The organism is Bradyrhizobium sp. 23AC (genome assembly GCF_054863025.1).
The window spans coordinates 502468-519605 of the sequence record NZ_JAVAYN010000001.1; the positions used below are offsets into that span (position 1 = coordinate 502468).

General features: G+C 65.1%; 12 protein-coding genes. 8 read left to right on the forward strand and 4 right to left on the reverse strand.

Annotated features, from left to right (window positions below):
• The first annotated feature begins 112 nt into the window (after window positions 1-112).
• The 4 genes from RAD10_RS02410 (at window position 113) to RAD10_RS02425 (ending at window position 4843) form a co-directional block, all read left to right on the forward strand.
• Window positions 113-1150 carry an MBL fold metallo-hydrolase gene (locus tag RAD10_RS02410; protein ID WP_028139702.1) on the forward strand — a complete coding sequence of 346 codons (1038 nt, stop codon included), beginning with the start codon at window positions 113-115 and terminating at the stop codon, window positions 1148-1150.
• Window positions 1151-1230: 80 nt separating this feature from the next.
• Window positions 1231-1398 (forward strand): hypothetical protein, encoded by a 168-nt coding sequence (locus tag RAD10_RS02415; RefSeq protein ID WP_461616175.1) that lies wholly within the window; start codon window positions 1231-1233, stop codon window positions 1396-1398.
• A gap of 306 nt (window positions 1399-1704) precedes the next feature.
• The gene (locus RAD10_RS02420; protein ID WP_461616176.1) at window positions 1705-2913 is read left to right on the forward strand and encodes an MFS transporter; all 1209 of its coding nucleotides are present in this window, start codon (window positions 1705-1707) and stop codon (window positions 2911-2913) included.
• A gap of 211 nt (window positions 2914-3124) precedes the next feature.
• Complete coding sequence (locus RAD10_RS02425; protein ID WP_461616177.1) at window positions 3125-4843, forward strand: N-acyl-D-amino-acid deacylase family protein; 1719 nt, start codon at window positions 3125-3127, stop codon at window positions 4841-4843.
• Between the two features lie 54 nt (window positions 4844-4897).
• Here RAD10_RS02425 and RAD10_RS02430 read toward each other — a convergent pair whose 3' ends face one another.
• Window positions 4898-6232, reverse strand: coding sequence for an MFS transporter (locus tag RAD10_RS02430; protein ID WP_461616178.1), 1335 nt, complete (start codon window positions 6230-6232; stop codon window positions 4898-4900).
• Window positions 6233-6378: 146 nt separating this feature from the next.
• Here RAD10_RS02430 and RAD10_RS02435 point away from each other — a divergent pair, with 146 nt between their 5' ends.
• The 4 genes from RAD10_RS02435 to RAD10_RS02450 are packed head-to-tail and all read left to right on the forward strand — an operon-like array spanning window position 6379 to window position 10979.
• The gene (locus tag RAD10_RS02435) at window positions 6379-7032 is read left to right on the forward strand and encodes an ABC transporter ATP-binding protein (RefSeq protein WP_461616179.1); all 654 of its coding nucleotides are present in this window, start codon (window positions 6379-6381) and stop codon (window positions 7030-7032) included.
• Window positions 7029-9491, forward strand: coding sequence for an FtsX-like permease family protein (locus tag RAD10_RS02440; RefSeq protein ID WP_461616180.1), 2463 nt, complete (start codon window positions 7029-7031; stop codon window positions 9489-9491). Before RAD10_RS02435 ends, RAD10_RS02440 begins: the two co-directional genes overlap by 4 nt.
• Window positions 9481-10563, forward strand: coding sequence for a lipocalin-like domain-containing protein (locus RAD10_RS02445; RefSeq protein WP_461616181.1), 1083 nt, complete (start codon window positions 9481-9483; stop codon window positions 10561-10563). Before RAD10_RS02440 ends, RAD10_RS02445 begins: the two co-directional genes overlap by 11 nt.
• Window positions 10564-10592: 29 nt before the next feature.
• Window positions 10593-10979, forward strand: coding sequence for an MAPEG family protein (locus tag RAD10_RS02450; RefSeq protein ID WP_461616182.1), 387 nt, complete (start codon window positions 10593-10595; stop codon window positions 10977-10979).
• Between the two features lie 158 nt (window positions 10980-11137).
• Here RAD10_RS02450 and RAD10_RS02455 read toward each other — a convergent pair whose 3' ends face one another.
• The 3 genes from RAD10_RS02455 to RAD10_RS02465 all read right to left on the reverse strand — a co-directional run bounded on the left by RAD10_RS02455 (window position 11138) and on the right by RAD10_RS02465 (window position 17014).
• A complete protein-coding gene (locus tag RAD10_RS02455) occupies window positions 11138-12331 on the reverse strand; it encodes an ABC transporter substrate-binding protein (protein WP_104461980.1) in 1194 nt (397 codons plus the stop codon).
• Window positions 12332-12641: 310 nt separating this feature from the next.
• Window positions 12642-15812 carry an efflux RND transporter permease subunit gene (locus RAD10_RS02460; RefSeq protein WP_461616183.1) on the reverse strand — a complete coding sequence of 1057 codons (3171 nt, stop codon included), beginning with the start codon at window positions 15810-15812 and terminating at the stop codon, window positions 12642-12644.
• Window positions 15809-17014: an efflux RND transporter periplasmic adaptor subunit gene (locus RAD10_RS02465; RefSeq protein WP_461616184.1), complete on the reverse strand. Its 1206-nt coding sequence runs from the start codon at window positions 17012-17014 to the stop codon at window positions 15809-15811. Before RAD10_RS02465 ends, RAD10_RS02460 begins: the two co-directional genes overlap by 4 nt.
• Between the last annotated feature and the right edge of the window lie 124 nt (window positions 17015-17138).

Sequence of the window (17138 nt, forward strand, 5' to 3'; positions counted from 1 at the left end):
CATCACGCGGAATAAAAATCTTCCAAATTTTCTTCTTCGCGCAGTGAATTACTTCTCTTTTTGCCTCCCGACGTAGTAGAATCTATAAATCACGCCACGCCGGGGTCTTGCCATGATCTTCCGCCAGCTCTTCGACAGCGTTTCGGGCACCTACAGCTACGTCCTGGCCAGCCGCCCAGGCGGCGAGGCGCTCATTCTCGATCCCGTACTGGAGAAGGTCGATCGCTACTGCCAATTGCTGCGCGAGCTCGACCTCAAGCTGGTCAAGGCGGTCGACACCCATTTGCATGCCGACCACGTCACCGGCCTCGGCGAGCTGCGCGACCGCACCCATTGCATGACCGTGATGGGCGACCAGACCAAGGCCGATGTGGTGGCGATGCGGGTCGCCGACGGCGACAAGGTGACGATCGAGGGCCTGTCGCTCGACGTGATGTACACGCCCGGCCATACCGACGATTCCTATTCCTACCTGATGGGCGATCGCGTCTTCACCGGCGATACGCTGCTGATCCGCGGCACCGGCCGCACCGATTTCCAGAACGGCTCCTCGCGCGCCCAGTACGATTCGATCTTCAACCGGCTGCTCAAGCTGCCGGACGAGACGATGGTGTTTCCGGCGCACGACTACAAAGGCGACACCGTCTCCACCATCGGCGAGGAGAAGCGCTACAACCCGCGGCTCCAGGTGCGGTCGGTCGACGAATATATCGAGCTGATGGCCAACCTGAAGCTGCCCAATCCGAAGATGATGGACGTGGCGGTGCCCGCCAACATGCATGTCGGCCTGCATCAGGAGGAACTGGAGAAGGAAGGCCGCGCGCTCAGCGCGGTCGAGGCGATCCGCATTCTCGGCCGGCCCGACATGCTGCTGGTCGATCTGCGCGAGACCAACGAGCGGATGAAGCACGGCATGCTCGAAGGCGCGCTGCATACGCCCTATCCGTCCGTCGAGGAGAGCCTCAAGCCCGGCGGTATGCTGCGCGAGGTCGCCGCCGCCACCGGCCGCCGCATCGTGTTCTTCTGCGCCTTCGGCGAGCGCTCGGCGATGGCGGTGGCCGCCGCCAAGGCGGCCGGCCTTTCCAACACCGCCCATATCGCCGGCGGCGTGGATGCCTGGAAGAAGGCGGGCGGGCCGCTGGTGCACTGACGGCCCTGCTTGCGATAGGTCAGAAACTACACATATGTTCCGGATAGGATCGGATGCAGCATCACCATCCGGGAACAGCCATGGCCAAGATCGGCAAGCCAAGCGAGCCGCCCAAAATCGCTGACAAAAAGCGGGCGGAAGACAAGGTGAAGATACCCTCGCCTCCTCCCGATGACGATGACTACGAGGACGGCGATATCGCGACGCCCAAACGCGACCGCTACGGTCCGGATGACGAGTCGTTGTGAGAGCATGAAGTTCACCTCACGAACGGTGCGTTCCCTCCCTAGTGGGGAGGGTTAGGGAGAGGGTGCCACACGGCACACTCTTTGGAGAGGGCGGCGATTAACTCTGCATCGACCGGATGGAGCCTTTGCTGGGTACGCCTCTCCCCCGCCCTCCCCCACAAGGGGGTGTGCCTCGCTGAACCAGTGAGCAGATCTTGAGATGGCAGCGCCCCACCCGCACTACCTGCCATGCGCCTGCGTTCATGGACAAATAACCGCTCTCCCCGATAGTTTGCGCGCCTTCCAGGGAGTGAAACCGGAATTGCAATGGTCGACGTTCTCGCCGCACCGCAGCAAGGCAAGGCGGACAGCGCGCTACGCACGCTGACCGGAATCTCGATCGCGCATTGGGTCAGCCATTTCCATCTGCTGGTCCTGCCGATGCTGTTCCCGTTCCTCAAGGCTCAGCTCGGCGTCGGCTATATCGAGCTCGGCTTCGCGCTCACCGTGTTCGCGGTGGTGTCCGGATTGACGCAGGCGCCGACCGGCTATCTCGTCGACCATTTTGGCGCGCGGCGAATTCTGCTGATCGGCCTCACGCTCGGCGGCTTCGCGCTGATCCTGCTCGGCCTGCACCTCAGCTACGCCTCGCTGATCGCCTGCGCCGTGCTGCTGGGTCTCGCCAATAGCGTCTATCACCCCGCCGACTACGCGATCCTGGCCGAGCACATGGACGAGGCACGGATGGGCCGCGCCTTCTCAATCCACACCTTTGCCGGTTTTCTCGGAGGCGCGGTGGCGCCGGCGATCGTGGCTGCACTCGTCACACTGTCCGGCGGCGTCGGCGCGCTGATCGCATCGGGTGCGATCGGCATTCTGGTGGCATTGCTGCTGCTCGTCATGAACATTCCCGACGCCGGCGCCAGCAAGAAGAAGCCGGGCGCGGAGAACGCGCCGAAGCAGGCTGTCATCACACCGGCGCTGATCGTGCTGACCGCGCTGTTCATGCTGCTCAGCCTCTCGGTCGCCGGTATCAACAATTTCGGCGTTGTCGCGCTGATGAGCGGCTATGGCACGTCCTACTCGGCAGCCAACGTCATGCTGACGGCATTCCTTGGCGCCAGCGCCGCCGGCGTGCTTGCCGGCGGTTTCCTCGCCGATCACACCGAACGCCACGGCTATGTCGCCGCGGCCTGCTTTGCCGTGAACGCGGCGATCGTGCTGCTGATCGCGCTGGTGACGCTGCCCGGCTGGGCCCTGACCGCCGCGATGACGGCGGCGGGTTTTCTCTCCGGCGTGATCGCCCCCTCGCGCGACATGCTGGTGCGCAATGCGGCACCTCCCGGCGCTGCGGGGCGCGCCTTCGGCATCGTCTCGACCGGTTTCAATCTCGGCGGCATCATCTCACCGCTGCTGTTCGGCTGGATCATGGACCAGAGCGCGCCGCACTGGGTGTTCGGCGCGTCGGTGGTGTTCATGGTGGCGACGGTGGTGCTGTCCCCGTTCACGGAGCGGAAGCGGGAAGGCAAGGCGTAGCTACAAATTCGACCGTCGTCCCCGCCTGGTGCGCAATTGCGCACGGGGGGCGGGGTCCCATAACCAAAGGGAGCTATTGTCGCGCGAAGCTGGTCACTCCGAGTCTTCGCTAAGTTGCTGCCTGTGGTTATGGGTCCCGGATCTGCGCGCGCTTAGAGCGCGCTTGTCCGGGACGACGACAAGAAACAAGAAACAAACCGGGAAGAAACACATGAACAATCCTGATCTCGTGATCCGCGGCGGCACCGTTGCGGATGGTCGCGGCGGCGAGCTGTTCGAGGCCGACGTCGCCATCACCGGCGGCAGGATCAGCGAGGTCGGGAAGATCTCTGGCAAAGGTACCGAGGAAATCGACGCGCGCGGAAAACTGGTGACGCCGGGTTTCGTCGACGTGCACACCCATTACGATGGCCAGGTCACGTGGAGCCAGGATATCACGCCGTCCTCGCAGAACGGCGTCACCACGGCGATCATGGGCAATTGCGGCGTCGGCTTTGCGCCGTGCAAGCCTGTCGATCACACCCGCCTGATCCAGCTGATGGAAGGCGTCGAGGACATTCCCGAGCCTGTCCTGAGCGCCGGCATTCCCTGGGCCTGGGAGAGCTTTCCGGACTACATGAACTGGCTCTCCAAGCGCGACTTCGACATCGATGTCGGCGCGCAGCTGCCGCATGCGGCGCTGCGGGTCTATGTCATGGGCGAGCGCGGCGCGCGCCGCGATCCCTCGACCGCGGAGGACAATGCCGCTATGGCGAAGCTCGCGGGCGAAGCGGTGCGCTCCGGCGCGCTCGGCTTCTCGACCTCGCGCACGCTCAACCACCGCACCTCCACCGGCGACTTCACGCCGACGCTGAAGGCCGGCGAGGACGAGCTCACCGCGATCGCCGGGGCGATGCACAGCCAGGGCCGCAGCGTGTTGCAGTTCGTGCTGGATCTCTCCACCATCCACGAAGATTTGCCGATGATGTTGCGGGTCGCCGACACGACGAAGTGTCCGATCTCGTTCTCGATCACGCAGAACGACAAATCGCCAAACCGCTGGCGCCAGACGCTGGACGAGATCAATGCGGCGGCGAAGCGCGGTCTCTCAATCACCGCGCAGATCGCGGCGCGCCCGGTCGGCCTGCTGCTCGGGCTCGAGCTGTCGCGCAATCCATTCCAGACCCATCCGAGCTACAGGGCGATCGCGCATCTTCCCTTGAAGGAGCGGCTGGCGCGGCTGCATCAGAGCGATGTGCGCAAGGCCATCTTGAGCGAGACGGCGACCGCCACCGACGATCCGCTGTTCTTCCGTCCGAACTACGACAAGATGTTCCTGCTCGGCGATCCCCCCGATTACGAGCAACCGCCGGAGAACGCACTGGGGCCGCAAGCGCGCAAGCAGGGCCGTCAGCCGGAAGAGCTCGCCTATGACGCGATGCTGTCGGACGAGGGCCGCGGCATGCTCTACGTGCCGTTCCTCAACTATGCCGACGGCAATCTCGACGCGACCCGCGAGATGCTGATCGACCCGCAATCGGTGCCGGGCCTGTCCGACGGCGGCGCGCATTGCGGCATCATCTGCGATGCGAGCTTCCCGACCTATCTGCTGACGCATTGGACGCGCGACCGCACGCGCGGCGAGAAGCTGTCGATCCCGTTCGTGGTCGCGGCACAGTCGCGCAAGACCGCACTCTCCGTCGGCCTCACCGATCGCGGCCTGATTGCGCCCGGCTACAAGGCCGACGTCAACGTGATCGACTATGACCGGCTGCACCTGCATCCGCCGAAGGTGCATTACGATCTGCCGGTCGGCGGGCGGCGGCTGTTGCAGGACGTCGACGGCTATGACGCCACGATCGTCTCAGGCGTGGTGACGCGGCGGCATGGCGAGGCCACGGGCCGGCGGCCGGGGAAGCTGATTCGCGGGGCGCAGGGGCTCGCGAGCTAGCACGGCGTTGTTACTGACCCTCCCCTGGAGGGGGAGGGTCAGAGAACAGCCCCCTTACGTCGGCGACACCGCACCCTTCAGCGCGCTGGCCTGTGCCGCAGCACCACGCACTAACCTTGCCTTTTCCGAGTTCGGCCACAGCAGCAGCAGGCCGAGCAGGCCGGAGCCGACCATGATCACGGCGTTGATGGTGAAGCCGGCCATGTAGCCATCGACCGTGCTGCCGGCACGCTGGATCATCGCCCCCATCACGGCGGGCGCAATGATGCCGGCGAGCGTGTAGAGCGCACCGTAGATCGCGAGGATCGCGCCGCGCTGCGACGACGGCGTGAACTCGCCGAGCATCGGCGGGCAGACCACATAGATCGCCCCGCACAGGCCAGAGCCGACCACGAGCAGCGCGATCTGCAAGCCCGCGCCCTGAACATGTGGCATCATCGCCAGAATCAGCCCGCCGATCACCAGCGGCACCGAGCCGAGCACGCCGCGAGCCACGCGGGTGTTGTAGCCGCGCGCCATCATCACCTGCGAGATCCACCCGGTGAGAATGACGATGGTGGCGCCGAACACCCAGGGCAGGATCGAGATGAAGCCGGCCTGGCTCTGCGAGAAGCCGAGCCCCTTGACGATGAACGGCGTGAACCAGGTCAGGCCCAGCGACAGCGCCCAATAGGCACCGAAGGTCGCGGCGACGCAGCCGATGAAGGTGCGAGAGGTGAGAAGCTGCAAGTAAGGGATCTTCTGCTCGGTCGCGGCCAGGACCTGCGTGTCCTCCAGCGGGCCTTCCTTGCCGAGTGCGAGCCAGGCACAAACCCAGATCAGGCCGACGACGCCGAGCGCGCCGAAGGCATAGTGCCAGGAATGATTGACGATGACCCAGTTCAGCGCCGGCACCGCGAGGATCACGCCGAAGGCCGAGCCCTGCGACAGGATCGCGGTCGGCAGCGTGCGCTTCTCGTCGGGGAACCATTTGTAGATCGCGTGCGCGGCGACGGAGAAGGCCGGGCCTTCGCCGGCACCCAGCACGATGCGGCAGATCAGCAGCGTGGTGAAGGAGACGGTGCCAACCATCGGAAACTGCGCCAGCGCCCAGATCACTGCGAGCACGAGCAGCACCCAGCGCGTCGGCACCTTGTTGACGATGAAGCCGACCACGATGGCGGCGATCGAGAACAGGAAGAAGAACGAGGAGCCGAGCAGGCCGAACTGCTCCGGGGTGAGCTTCAGATCGGTCATGATCGGCACGCCGGCGAGACCGACGACGATCTTGTCGGCGAAGTTCACGACCATGAAGAGGAAGAGGAGAAAGGTGACGGTCCAGGCGCCCTTTGGCGTTGCCTTGGTCCCGATCGCCTTGCCGGCTACCTCCGTCGTTCCCTCAACGCTCATGATTCTCCCCCGTCGATGTCTTTTGGCACTTTTTTGATTTGGCTGTCTTGGGAGCTAACAACGGCTTCGAGACCAACGCAACCCGGCATTTCCGCAGCAAGTGTGCTACGCAGCAATTCCGCTAATTCCGCCCGGCGCCATTCATCGTGTTGAGCATCAAGAATCTCTCCAAGACCTTCTCCTCGGCCGGCGAGCCGGTCCATGTGCTGCGTGGCGTCGATCTCGACCTTAAGGAGGGCGAACGCGTCGCGCTGACCGGCGAGTCCGGCAGCGGCAAGAGCACATTGTTGCACCTGATCGCGGGACTCGACGCCGCCGATGGCGGCACGATCCGGCTGGAGGACAAAGAGGTCACCGCGCTGTCCGATGCAGGGCGCGCCAGCTTGCGGCGCGACCGGATCGGCCTGGTTTTTCAGCAATTCAACCTGATCCCGAGCCTGTCGGTCGCGGACAATCTGGTTTTCCAGGCGCGGATCGCCGACCGTCACGATGCAGCCTGGACCAAGGAGCTGGTCGAACGGCTCGGCCTCGGCGCTCTGCTGAAGCGCTATCCCGAGCAATTGTCCGGCGGCCAGCAGCAACGGGTCGCGATCGGCCGGGCGCTGGCGACAAGGCCATCGCTGCTGCTGGCGGACGAGCCGACCGGCAATCTCGATGAGACCACCGCCGAGAACGTGCTGGCGCTGACGCGCGACCTCGTCGCGCGCACCGGCTGCGGCTTCCTGATGGTGACCCATAGCCTGCATCTGGCCGGCACGCTCGACCGCCATCTCACCCTGCATGCGGGGCGGATCGCATGAGACGCGCGCTCTGGGTGCTCGCAGTGCTGCTCAGCCATTGGCGGCGTCACAAGATGCAGTTCGCGACGCTGCTGGTCGGGCTGATCGCGGCGACCGCGCTGTGGAGCGGCGTGCAGGCCATCAACCAGCAGGCCCGCAATGCCTATGACCGCGCCGCGGCGACATTTGGCGGCACCCGCACGGCCATGCTGGTCGCGCCTGCTAGCGCGACATTTTCCCAGGAGCTGTTCATCAAACTCCGCCGCGCCGGCTGGCCGGTGTCGCCGGCGCTGGAGGGTCGGGTCCAGATTAACGGACGCTCGGTGCGGCTGCTCGGGATCGAACCGGTCACGCTGCCGGTCGAAATCGGCAACGCACCGCGTCTCGGTGCTGCGGATTTAGGCAGTTTTGTTGCACCACCGGGCCAGACATTGGTGGCGCGGGAGACGCTGAGCGACTTGCAGGAAACAGAGGGCGCTGCGCCCCCGATCAGCAACGGCACAAGATTGCCGCCGCTGCGCGTGTTGCCGCAGCTCGCGCCCGGCGTGCTGGTGGTCGATATCGGCGTGGCGCAGCGTCTGCTGAACAAGCCGGATCAGCTGTCGCGGCTTCTGATCGGCAAGCCCAAGAGCAAGCCTGCGCCGCTGGCAAGCGTGGTCGGCGACCAGTTGCAGCTGGTCGAGCCGACTGCAGAGACCGAGCTGGAACGCCTCACCGACAGCTTTCACCTCAATCTCACGGCGTTCGGCCTGTTGTCGTTCTTCGTCGGCCTGTTCATCGTCAACTCGGCCGTCGGCCTCGCTTTCGAGCAGCGGCTGCCGATGCTGCGAACGCTGCGCGCCTGCGGCGCCTCGGCGCGGCTGGTCAACGCCGTGCTGGTGGTCGAGCTCGTGGCGCTGGCGCTGATCGCCGGCCTGATCGGGCTCGTCTGCGGCTATTTCATCGCGGCAGTGCTGCTGCCCGACGTCGCGGCGTCACTACGCGGGCTCTATGGCGCACAAATCCCGGGGCAACTGACCTTACAGCCTGAATGGTGGCTCGCCGGCATCGGCATCAGCATTGCGGGCGCGCTTGTTGCGGCGGCGACCAGCCTGATCAAGGCGATCAGGATGCCGGTGCTGGCGACCGCGCAGCCGCACGCCTGGCAGCAGCGGCAGCGCCGCTGGCTGATCCTGCAGAGCCTCGCCGCCTGCGCCGTGTTCGCGGTCGCGCTGCTGTTGCTTCAGTACGGGCAATCGCTGATCGCGGGCTTTGGCGTGCTGGCGGCGCTGATGTTCGGCGCGGCCTTGATCCTGCCGGCGTTGCTCGAGATCATCCTGCTAGCGGGTCAGCGCGCCGCGAGGAAACCGCTTGCGCTGTGGTTCTGGGCGGACAGCCGGCAGCAGCTATCCGGATTGTCGCTGGCGCTGATGGCGCTGCTGCTCGCGCTCGCCGTCAATGTCGGCGTGTCCACCATGGTGGAGACGTTCAGCCGCACCTTCCTCGGCTGGCTCAATGGACGGCTCGCCGCCGACGTCTACGTCAGCGCCTCCGACAATGCGCAAGGCGTCGCCATCCGCAACTGGCTGCGCGAGCGCAGCGACGTGCAGGCGATCCTGTCGGGCGGTCGCGCCGAGGCCCAGCTTCAGGGCCAGCCGGTGGAATTGCTCGGCCTGCCCGATCACGCGCTCTATCGCGATCGCTGGCCGCTGCTCGAAGCCGCGCCGCGCGCCTGGAACCGGCTCATGCCGGGCAATGCCGCCTTCATCAGCGAGCAGCTCAGCCGCCGCCTCAACGTCCGCATCGGCGACGTCGTCGAGGTGCCGGCGCCGGGCGGGACCTGGGAGCTCGACATCGTCGGCGTCTATGCCGATTACGGCAATCCCAAGGGGCAGCTGACCGTGAACGTCGCGGCGCTGATCCGGCAGTTTCCGCAGACGCCGCAAACGCGGATCGGCCTGATCGTCGCCAAGGAGAACATCCCCGGCCTGATCGCGGATTTGCAGAAGCAATTTGCGCTCGACGACCGCAGTGTGGCCGACCAGGCGACGGTGAAGGCGGAATCGATCCGCATCTTCAACCGCACCTTTGCGGTGACCTCGGCGCTGAATGCGTTCACACTCGGTGTCGCCGGGATCGCGCTGTTCACCAGCCTGTTGACGCTGGCGAACTCCCGCCTGCCGCACCTCGCGCCGCTATGGGCGATCGGCATCACGCGACCGCGCCTTGCCGCGATCGAATTGACCAAGACCCTGTCGGTGGCGCTGTTCACGGCGCTGCTCGCCGTGCCGCTCGGGCTCCTGGTGGCGTGGTGCCTGATCGCGATCGTGAACGTGAAGGCGTTCGGCTGGCGGCTGCCGTTCCACGTGTTCCCACTGCAGCTGGTCGAGCTGGTCGCGGTCGCGCTGTTGGCGTCGCTGCTTGCGGCACTGTTGCCCGTGGCACGGCTGGCGCGAATGCAGCCAGCAAATCTCGTCAAGGTGTTTGCCAATGAGCGCTGATCGCATGTCGCGCCGCGCCTTCGCCGGCGGCTTCGCTGCGCTGGCGCTCGCACGCCGCGCCAGCGCGCAAGGCTATGCGGGGCTCGGTGAGAAAGCGGATGACTTTGGGAAGGTGACGCCGGGAAAGCTGTTTGCCTTTCCTGGCGATCACGGGCCGCATCCGGAGTTTCGCATCGAGTGGTGGTATCTCACGGCAAACCTCGTCGATTCCAGCGGTGCGGCTTGCGGCTTGCAATGGACGCTTTTCCGCCAAGCAACGCAGCCGGGCCCGCAAGGCGAAGGCTGGGCCAATCAGCAAATCTGGATGGCGCATGCCGCAGTGACGCGCGCCGACACCCACCGCTTCAACGAGGTCTTTTCACGCGGCGGGGTCGGGCAGGCTGGCGTCACGGCCAAGCCGTTCGATGCCTGGATCGACGATTGGGAGATGAAGGCTCTCGAGCGAACCGATGACCGCACTTTGGCGCCGCTGGCGCTGAGGGCGTCCAGCACAGATTTCAGCTACGCACTGACGCTGGAGGCCGATCGCGCTGTGGTGTTGCAAGGCGATCGCGGCTACAGCCGCAAGTCGGAGCGTGGGCAGGCGTCCTATTATTACAGCCAGCCGTTCTACCGCGCCCGCGGCACGCTCACCATCGACGACAAACCGGTGGACGTGACGGGCCAGGCCTGGATGGACCGCGAATGGAGCAGCCAGCCGCTCGACGCCGACCAGACCGGCTGGGACTGGCTGTCGCTGCATCTGTCGTCAGGCGACAAGCTGATGCTGTACCGGCTACGGCAGAAGGACGGCAGCGACTATCCCCTCGGCAACTGGATCAGCGCTGCCGGCGAAACGCAGATGATCGCGGGCGGCGACATCCAGATGATCCCGAAGGCGACGGCGGAGGTTGCGGGACGCAAGCTGCCGGTGGAATGGCAGATCGCGATCCCGTCGCGATCGTTCTCGATCCACTGCAAGCCGCTCAATCCCAGGGCCTGGATGGGGACCGGCTTCTCCTATTGGGAGGGGCCGATCAGATTTGCCGGGACGCATGACGGCGTTGGCTATCTCGAGCTGACCGGGTATTGAAGCGGCGACCTCTTCAACGGGATTCCGCGATGTATCACCTCACCGCCCTCGTCACGTTGCTGGCGATCGCATTTTATTTCTTCACCGCCATCAACGTCTCGAGCGCGCGCACCAAGACCGGCGTCAAGGTGCCGGCGATGTCGGGCCATCCGGATTTCGAACGCGCCTTCCGCATCCAGATGAACACGCTGGAATGGATGCCGATTGTCCTGCCGGCGCTCTGGCTGTTCGCGATCTATATCAGCGACGGCATCGCGGCAGGGATCGGCGCGGTCTGGATCATCGGCCGCATCGTCTACTTCGTCGGCTATACGAAGGCGGCAGCCAAGCGCGGCCCAGGCTTCATGATCCAGGGCATCGCCGCCATCGCACTGTGGGCCGGCGCGCTGGGTGCGGTGGTGTTGCGGCTGGTGTAGTGAATCACATCACGCGTGCTCGTGTCCCGGGCACGGCGCAGCGTGCAACGCTGCGCCGCTGAACCGGGATCCAGTCAGGCCTCCACGCCCGGAGAAGCGTGGGTCCCGGCTCTGCGCAGCAGCGTTTCACGCTGCAGCGCGTCCGGGACACGAGAGCCTCACTTCGTCAGCGGGCAGCCGCTGTCCTTGGCGGTGAAGAAGGCCTTGTCGCCGGGGACGGTGGCGAGCAGCTTGTAATAGTCCCAGGGCTTCTTCGATTCCGAGGGCTTCTTGACCTCGAACAGATACATGTCGTGGATCATGCGGCCGTTCTCGAGCACCTTGCCGCCTTGCGCGAAATCGTCGTCGACCGGCAGCTCCTTCAGCTTCTTGGCAACCGCATCCGGATCCTTGGTGCCTGCCGCCTTGACTGCCTTCAGATAGCTCAGCGTCGCCGAATAGGTGCCGGCCTGAATCATGTTCGGCATCCGGCCGGTGCGCTTGAGGAAGCGTTCGCCGAGATTGCGGGACTTGTCGTTGACGTCCCAGTAATAGCCTTCGGTCAGCACCAGGCCCTGTGCAGCCTGGAGGCCGAGGCCGTTCACTTCGGCAAGCGTCATCAATAGGCCCGCGAGCTTCTGGCCGCTGGCGACGATGCCGAACTCGGACGCCTGCTTGATCGAATTGGTGGTGTCGAGGCCGGCATTGGCAAGGCCGACGATCTTCGCCTTCGAGCTCTGCGCCTGCAGCAGGAACGAGGAGAAGTCCGAGGAATTGAGCGGCACGCGCACCGAGCCGACCACCTTGCCGCCATTGGCGGTGACGATCTCGCTGGTGTCCTTCTCCAGCGCGTAACCGAAGGCGTAGTCCGCAGTGAGGAAGAACCAGGTGTCGCCGCCGGCTTTGGTCAGCGCACCACCGGTGCCGACACCGAGCGCGCGGGTGTCGTAGGCCCAGTGGAAGCCGTAGGGTTGGCAGGCATCGCCGGTCAGCCGCGAGGTGGCGGCGCCGACGACGATGTCTATCTTCTTCTTTTCCTTGGAGAGCTCGTGGATCGCGAGCGCGACCGAGGAGGTCGTCAGCTCCGTGATCATGTCGACGTTCTCGACGTCGTACCAGCGCCGCGCGATCGAGGTCGCGAGGTCAGGCTTGTTCTGGTGATCGGCGGTGACGAGCTCGACCTTCTGACCCAGCACCTCGCCGCCAAAATCCTCGATCGCCATCTTGGCCGCCTCGACCGACCATTTGCCGCCGTAATCGGCATAGACGCCGGATTGGTCGTTGAGGATGCCTATCTTGACGCCTTGCGCGGAGGCCGGCGCCGCCAGCACCAGAGCAGAGGTTGCGACGGCGGCCAAAAGTGCTGATTTCATCTGTTAGCTCCCAGCAGTTTTCTGTTTTGAAATCGCGCGGATACTAGTGAAGAACCCCGCGCCTGCCCATCCATTTCACGTTGGTCGTTAGTATGGGCGTGTGCCAATTGGCATCGCGGGTGGCGCGACAAAAATGAGCTGTCGTCCCGGACGAGCGAAGCGAAGATCCGGGATCCATAACCACTGGGAGGAGTTTGGGCCGAAGCTGGTAACTCCTAGTCTTCGCCAAACTCCTCCCTGTGGCTATGGGTCCCCGCTTTCGCGGGGACGACACCGTGAGTGAGGGGACGCACGTGACCGCCACCGACAACTAGGGGGCCGCCACCTGCGGCTTCTTCCCCTCATTCCGCCCTTCCGCCAGGTTCCGCACCACCACGTAGAAGATCGGCGTGAACAACAGGCCGAACAGGGTGACGCCGATCATGCCGAAGAACACGGCGACGCCGACGGCCTGCCGCATCTCCGAGCCGGAGCCGCTCGATATCACCAATGGCAGCACGCCGAGGATGAAGGCGAAGGACGTCATCAGGATCGGCCGCAGGCGCAGCCGGCAGGCGTCAATCACCGCCTCCAGCCGCGGCTTGCCCTCGTTCTCGATGTCGCGCGCGAACTCGACGATCAGGATCGCGTTCTTGGCCGCCAGCCCCACCAGCACGACGAAGCCGATCTGGGTGAGGATGTTGACGTCCTGACCCATGATGCGCACGCCGATGGTGGCAGCGAGCAGGCACATCGGCACGATCAGGATCACCGCGAACGGCAAAGTCCAGCTGCCATATTGCGCAGCGAGCACGAGGTAGACGAACAGCACGCAGATCGGGAACACGTAGAGGCCGGCATTGCCGCCTGTGATCTGCTGATAGGAGAGGTCAGTCCATTCGAAGGTGAAGCCGCTCGGCAAGGTGTCGTCCGCGAGCTTCTTGATGGTGTTGAGCGCCGTGGTCGAGCTGGTGCCCGGCGCCGGTTCGCCCTGGAGCTCGGAGGCCGCGTAGAGATTGTAGCGCGCGACGCGATCAGGTCCGGAGACGTCCTTGAACTCGACCACGCTGCCGAGCATCACCATGTCACCGGACGCGTTGCGTGTGCGCAGGCGTGCGAGGTCGCTGGGCTCTTTCCGGAACGGGAAGTCGGCCTGCGCGGTGACGTGATAGGTGCGGCCGAACAGGTTGAAGTCGTTGACATAGGTCGATCCGAAATAACTCTGGATCGTGTCGTTGATATTGGAGATGGGAACGCCGAGCTTCTGCGCCTTGGTGCGGTCGATGTCGACGAAGAGCTGCGGCGTGTTGGCCGAGAACGGCGAGAACACCGTGGGGCCGAGCAGCGAGGGCGATTTGCGCGCCGCGGCGACGAGCTCGTCGGTGGCCGCGGCGAGCAACTCAGGCCCGCGGCCCTGACGGTCCTGGATGCGGATGGTGAAGCCGCCGCCGGTGCCGATGCCAGGCACGGCCGGCGGCGGGATCACGATGATGAAGGCGCCCTGGATCGCGGACAGGCGCTTGCGCAGCTCGACCGTGATGGCGTTCGCAGACAATCCCTTCTTCATCCGCGCCTCGGGCTCGTCGAACACCGGGAAGAGCGCCGCGGCATTACCCGCCTGCGTGCGCGTTGCGCCGGAGAAGCCGGCGAAAGCGGCGACGCGGACGATGCCCGGCGTATCCAGCGCGATCCGCTCGATCTCGCGCACGACCTCGGTGGTGCGCGCCAGCGAAGCCGCGCCCGGCAATTGCACGGATACGATGACGTAGCCGCGGTCCTGCGCCGGGATGAAGCCTTGCGGCGTAGTCGCGATCAGCCAGCCGGCGCTTCCGATCAGCGCGACGTAGATCAGGATCATCACCACCGCATGGCGGATCACGAAATTGGCGAGGCCGGCATAGCCGTGCGCCAACCGGTCGAACACACGGTTGAAGACCCCGGTGAAGGCACCCCACGCCCGCGCGATGACATTCCAGCTTGCCGGCGGCCGCTTCTCCTCGTGCGGCACCAGGATCTGCGAGGCCAGCGCCGGCGACAGCGTCAGCGAGCAGAAGCAGGAGATCGCGGTCGCAACCGCAATGGTGACGGCGAATTGCTGGAAGAACTGCCCGGAAATACCGCCCAGGAACGCGGTCGGGACGAACACGGCGCAGAGCACCAGCGCGATCGAGACCAGCGCGCCGCCGACCTCCTCCATGGTCTTGAGCGCGGCATCGCGCCGGCTCATGCCATGCTCGAGATGGCGCTCGACATTCTCGACCACCACGATGGCATCATCGACCACGATGCCGACCGCGAGGACGAGGCCGAATAGTGTGAGATTGTTGATGGAGAAGCCCAGCGCCGCCATCACCGCGAAGGTGCCGACCAGCGACACCGGGATCGCGATGATCGGAATGATCGCGGGCCGCCAGCCCTGCAGGAATACCAGCACGACGATGACCACGAGCAGCATGGCCTCATAGATGGTCTTGATCAGCTCGTGGACGGACTGCGCGATGAATTCGGTCGGGTTGTAGCCGATATTGTAGTCGAGACCTTTCGGGAAGCTCTCCTTCAGCCTCGTCATGGTGTCGGTAATGCTCTTCGCGGTAGCGAGAGCGTTCGATCCCGGCCGCTGCGTCACCAGCATGGCGACCGCGGATTTGCGCAGCAGGAAGCTGTTGGTGCTGTAGGCGAGCGCCCCGAGCTCGATGCGGGCGACGTCACGCAGCCGAACGACGCGGCCATCGGAGCCGGCCTTGATCAGGATGTCCTCGAACTGCTTCTGGTCCTTCAGGCGCCCGGTAAAGGTGAGATTCGGCTGGAACGCGCGATCGGCGATCGGCGGCTCGGCGATCTGGCCGCCGGCGATCTGCACGTTCTGGGCGCGGATCGCGGCCAGCACTTCCGCCGAGGTCAGGCCGAGATTGGCGATCCGGTCAGGGTCGAGCCACAGCCGCATCGAATAGTCGCGCGCGCCGAAGATCTGGATGTCGCCGACGCCGTCGAGACGCAGCAGCTGGTCGCGGACCTGGAGCAGCGCGTAATTGGAGATGTAGAGCTGGTCGAAGGTGTCGTCGGGCGACAGCATGAACACGACCATCAGGATATCGGGCGAGTTCTTGCGCGTGGTGACGCCGTTGCGCTGGACCTCCTCGGGCAGGCGCGGCTGCGCGATCGCGACGCGGTTCTGCACCAGCACCTGGGCCTTGTCGAGATCGGTGCCGAGCTTGAAGGTGACGGTGATGGTGAGCTGGCCGTTCGAGGTCGCCTGGCTGTAGAGGTACAGCATGTCCTCGACGCCGTTGATCTCCTGCTCGATGGGAGCTGCGACCGTGTCGGAGACGGTCTGCGCGGAGGCGCCGGGATATTGCGTGGTGACGACGACGGTGGGCGGCACCACTTGCGGATATTCGGACACCGGCAGCGTGGTGTAGGCGAGCGCACCGATGATCAGGAGCACGATCGACAGCACCATCGCCAGGATGGGCTGGTTGATGGAGAGACGACCGAGATTCATGACTTGCCACCGGCTGGGGCTTGCGCGGTCTGCGGGGCAACCTTGGCACCGACACGGGCACGCTGGATGCCGTTGACGATGACGCGGTCCTCGGCCTTCAATCCTTCGCGGATCACGCGCAGGCCGTCATCCAGCGGCCCGAGCACCACGGGACGCGCCTCGACGGTGTCGTCGGGCTTCACCACGAACACGATCTTGCGGGACTGGTCGGTCGCAACAGCGACGTCCGGAATCAGCAGGGCCTCATAGGGTGCGCTGCCGATCAGCCGTACGCGCCCGAACTGGCCGGGCAGGATCGACAGATCGGTATTCTTGACCACGGCGCGGCTGCGCAGCGTGCCGGTCGAAACGTCGAGCCGGTTGTCGAGGAAATTGATGGTGCCTTCATGGGACGGCTTGGTTTCGCCGGCGAGCGTCACCTGCACCGGATTGGCCGTGTCGCGCGAGCTCGGGCGCCGCCCTTCGAACCACAGCTTGCTGTATTTGATGAAGGTCGCCTCATCCATGTCGAAATAGACGTAGATCGGATCGAGCGCGACGATCGAGGTGAGCAGCGTCGAGGTGCCGGTGTCACTGCCCTGCACGAGATTGCCGGGGCTGACGAGATGACGGCTGACGCGGCCGGTCAACGGTGCCGTCACGTGCGTGAACTCGATGTTCAGTCTGGCGGCTTTGAGCGCACCTTCAGCCTGCACCTCCGCCGCATGCGCAGCTTGCAGGGCCTGACGGCGCTGATCGACGACCTGCTCGGAGACCGCGCTGGTCTGCACCAGGCTGAGGCCGCGGTCGAGCTCGCGCTTGGCAAGTTCCACCTTGGCGCGGGCATCCGACAGCTGCCCCTCCGCCTGCGTGGCCACCGCCTCGAACGGACGCGGGTCGATCACGTAAAGCAGATCGCCCTGATGCACGATGGCGCCGTCCTGGAATTCGACCGAGTTGACGAAGCCGCCGACGCGCGGGCGCACCTGCACCTCCTCCACCGCCTCGAAGCGGCCGGTGAACTCGTCCCAATCGGTAACGGTGCGCTTGACCGGCTGGGCGACCGTCACGGGCGCCGGCGGCGGGGCAGACGCTTGCGAGGTGGGCTGCCCGCAACCGGTGAGCGCGAACGAAGCGACGAGGAGACCCGCTAGTGCGTAATGCCGCGGCTGGACGAATTCGTGCTTTTTGACAAGTCGCTCGCTTCCATCCGGTCCAGCCATCCCAGGTCCTCGCATCGTCCTCATGTCAAAAGCCGCGGAAAAGGCAGGGTAGGCATTTACCCGCGGGCGTTCCAAGATGGGTGCAGTTGATGACCACTTCAAGACCAAAGCGCGTGCAGGGCTT

Excerpts from the sequence above, each read along its gene's own strand:
- RAD10_RS02410 (WP_028139702.1), top strand. The coding sequence starts at position 113 with ATGATCTTCCGCCAGCTCTTCGACAGCGTTTCGGGCACCTACAGCTAC.
- RAD10_RS02440 (WP_461616180.1), top strand. The coding sequence starts at position 7,029 with ATGAGACGCGCGCTCTGGGTGCTCGCAGTGCTGCTCAGCCATTGGCGG.
- RAD10_RS02430 (WP_461616178.1), bottom strand. The coding sequence starts at position 6,232 with ATGAGCGTTGAGGGAACGACGGAGGTAGCCGGCAAGGCGATCGGGACC.
- RAD10_RS02460 (WP_461616183.1), bottom strand. The coding sequence starts at position 15,812 with ATGAATCTCGGTCGTCTCTCCATCAACCAGCCCATCCTGGCGATGGTG.
- RAD10_RS02465 (WP_461616184.1), bottom strand. The coding sequence starts at position 17,014 with ATGGCTGGACCGGATGGAAGCGAGCGACTTGTCAAAAAGCACGAATTC.
- RAD10_RS02450 (WP_461616182.1), top strand. The coding sequence starts at position 10,593 with ATGTATCACCTCACCGCCCTCGTCACGTTGCTGGCGATCGCATTTTAT.
- RAD10_RS02425 (WP_461616177.1), top strand. The coding sequence starts at position 3,125 with ATGAACAATCCTGATCTCGTGATCCGCGGCGGCACCGTTGCGGATGGT.
- RAD10_RS02455 (WP_104461980.1), bottom strand. The coding sequence starts at position 12,331 with ATGAAATCAGCACTTTTGGCCGCCGTCGCAACCTCTGCTCTGGTGCTG.
- RAD10_RS02415 (WP_461616175.1), top strand. The coding sequence starts at position 1,231 with ATGGCCAAGATCGGCAAGCCAAGCGAGCCGCCCAAAATCGCTGACAAA.
- RAD10_RS02445 (WP_461616181.1), top strand. The coding sequence starts at position 9,481 with ATGAGCGCTGATCGCATGTCGCGCCGCGCCTTCGCCGGCGGCTTCGCT.
- RAD10_RS02420 (WP_461616176.1), top strand. The coding sequence starts at position 1,705 with ATGGTCGACGTTCTCGCCGCACCGCAGCAAGGCAAGGCGGACAGCGCG.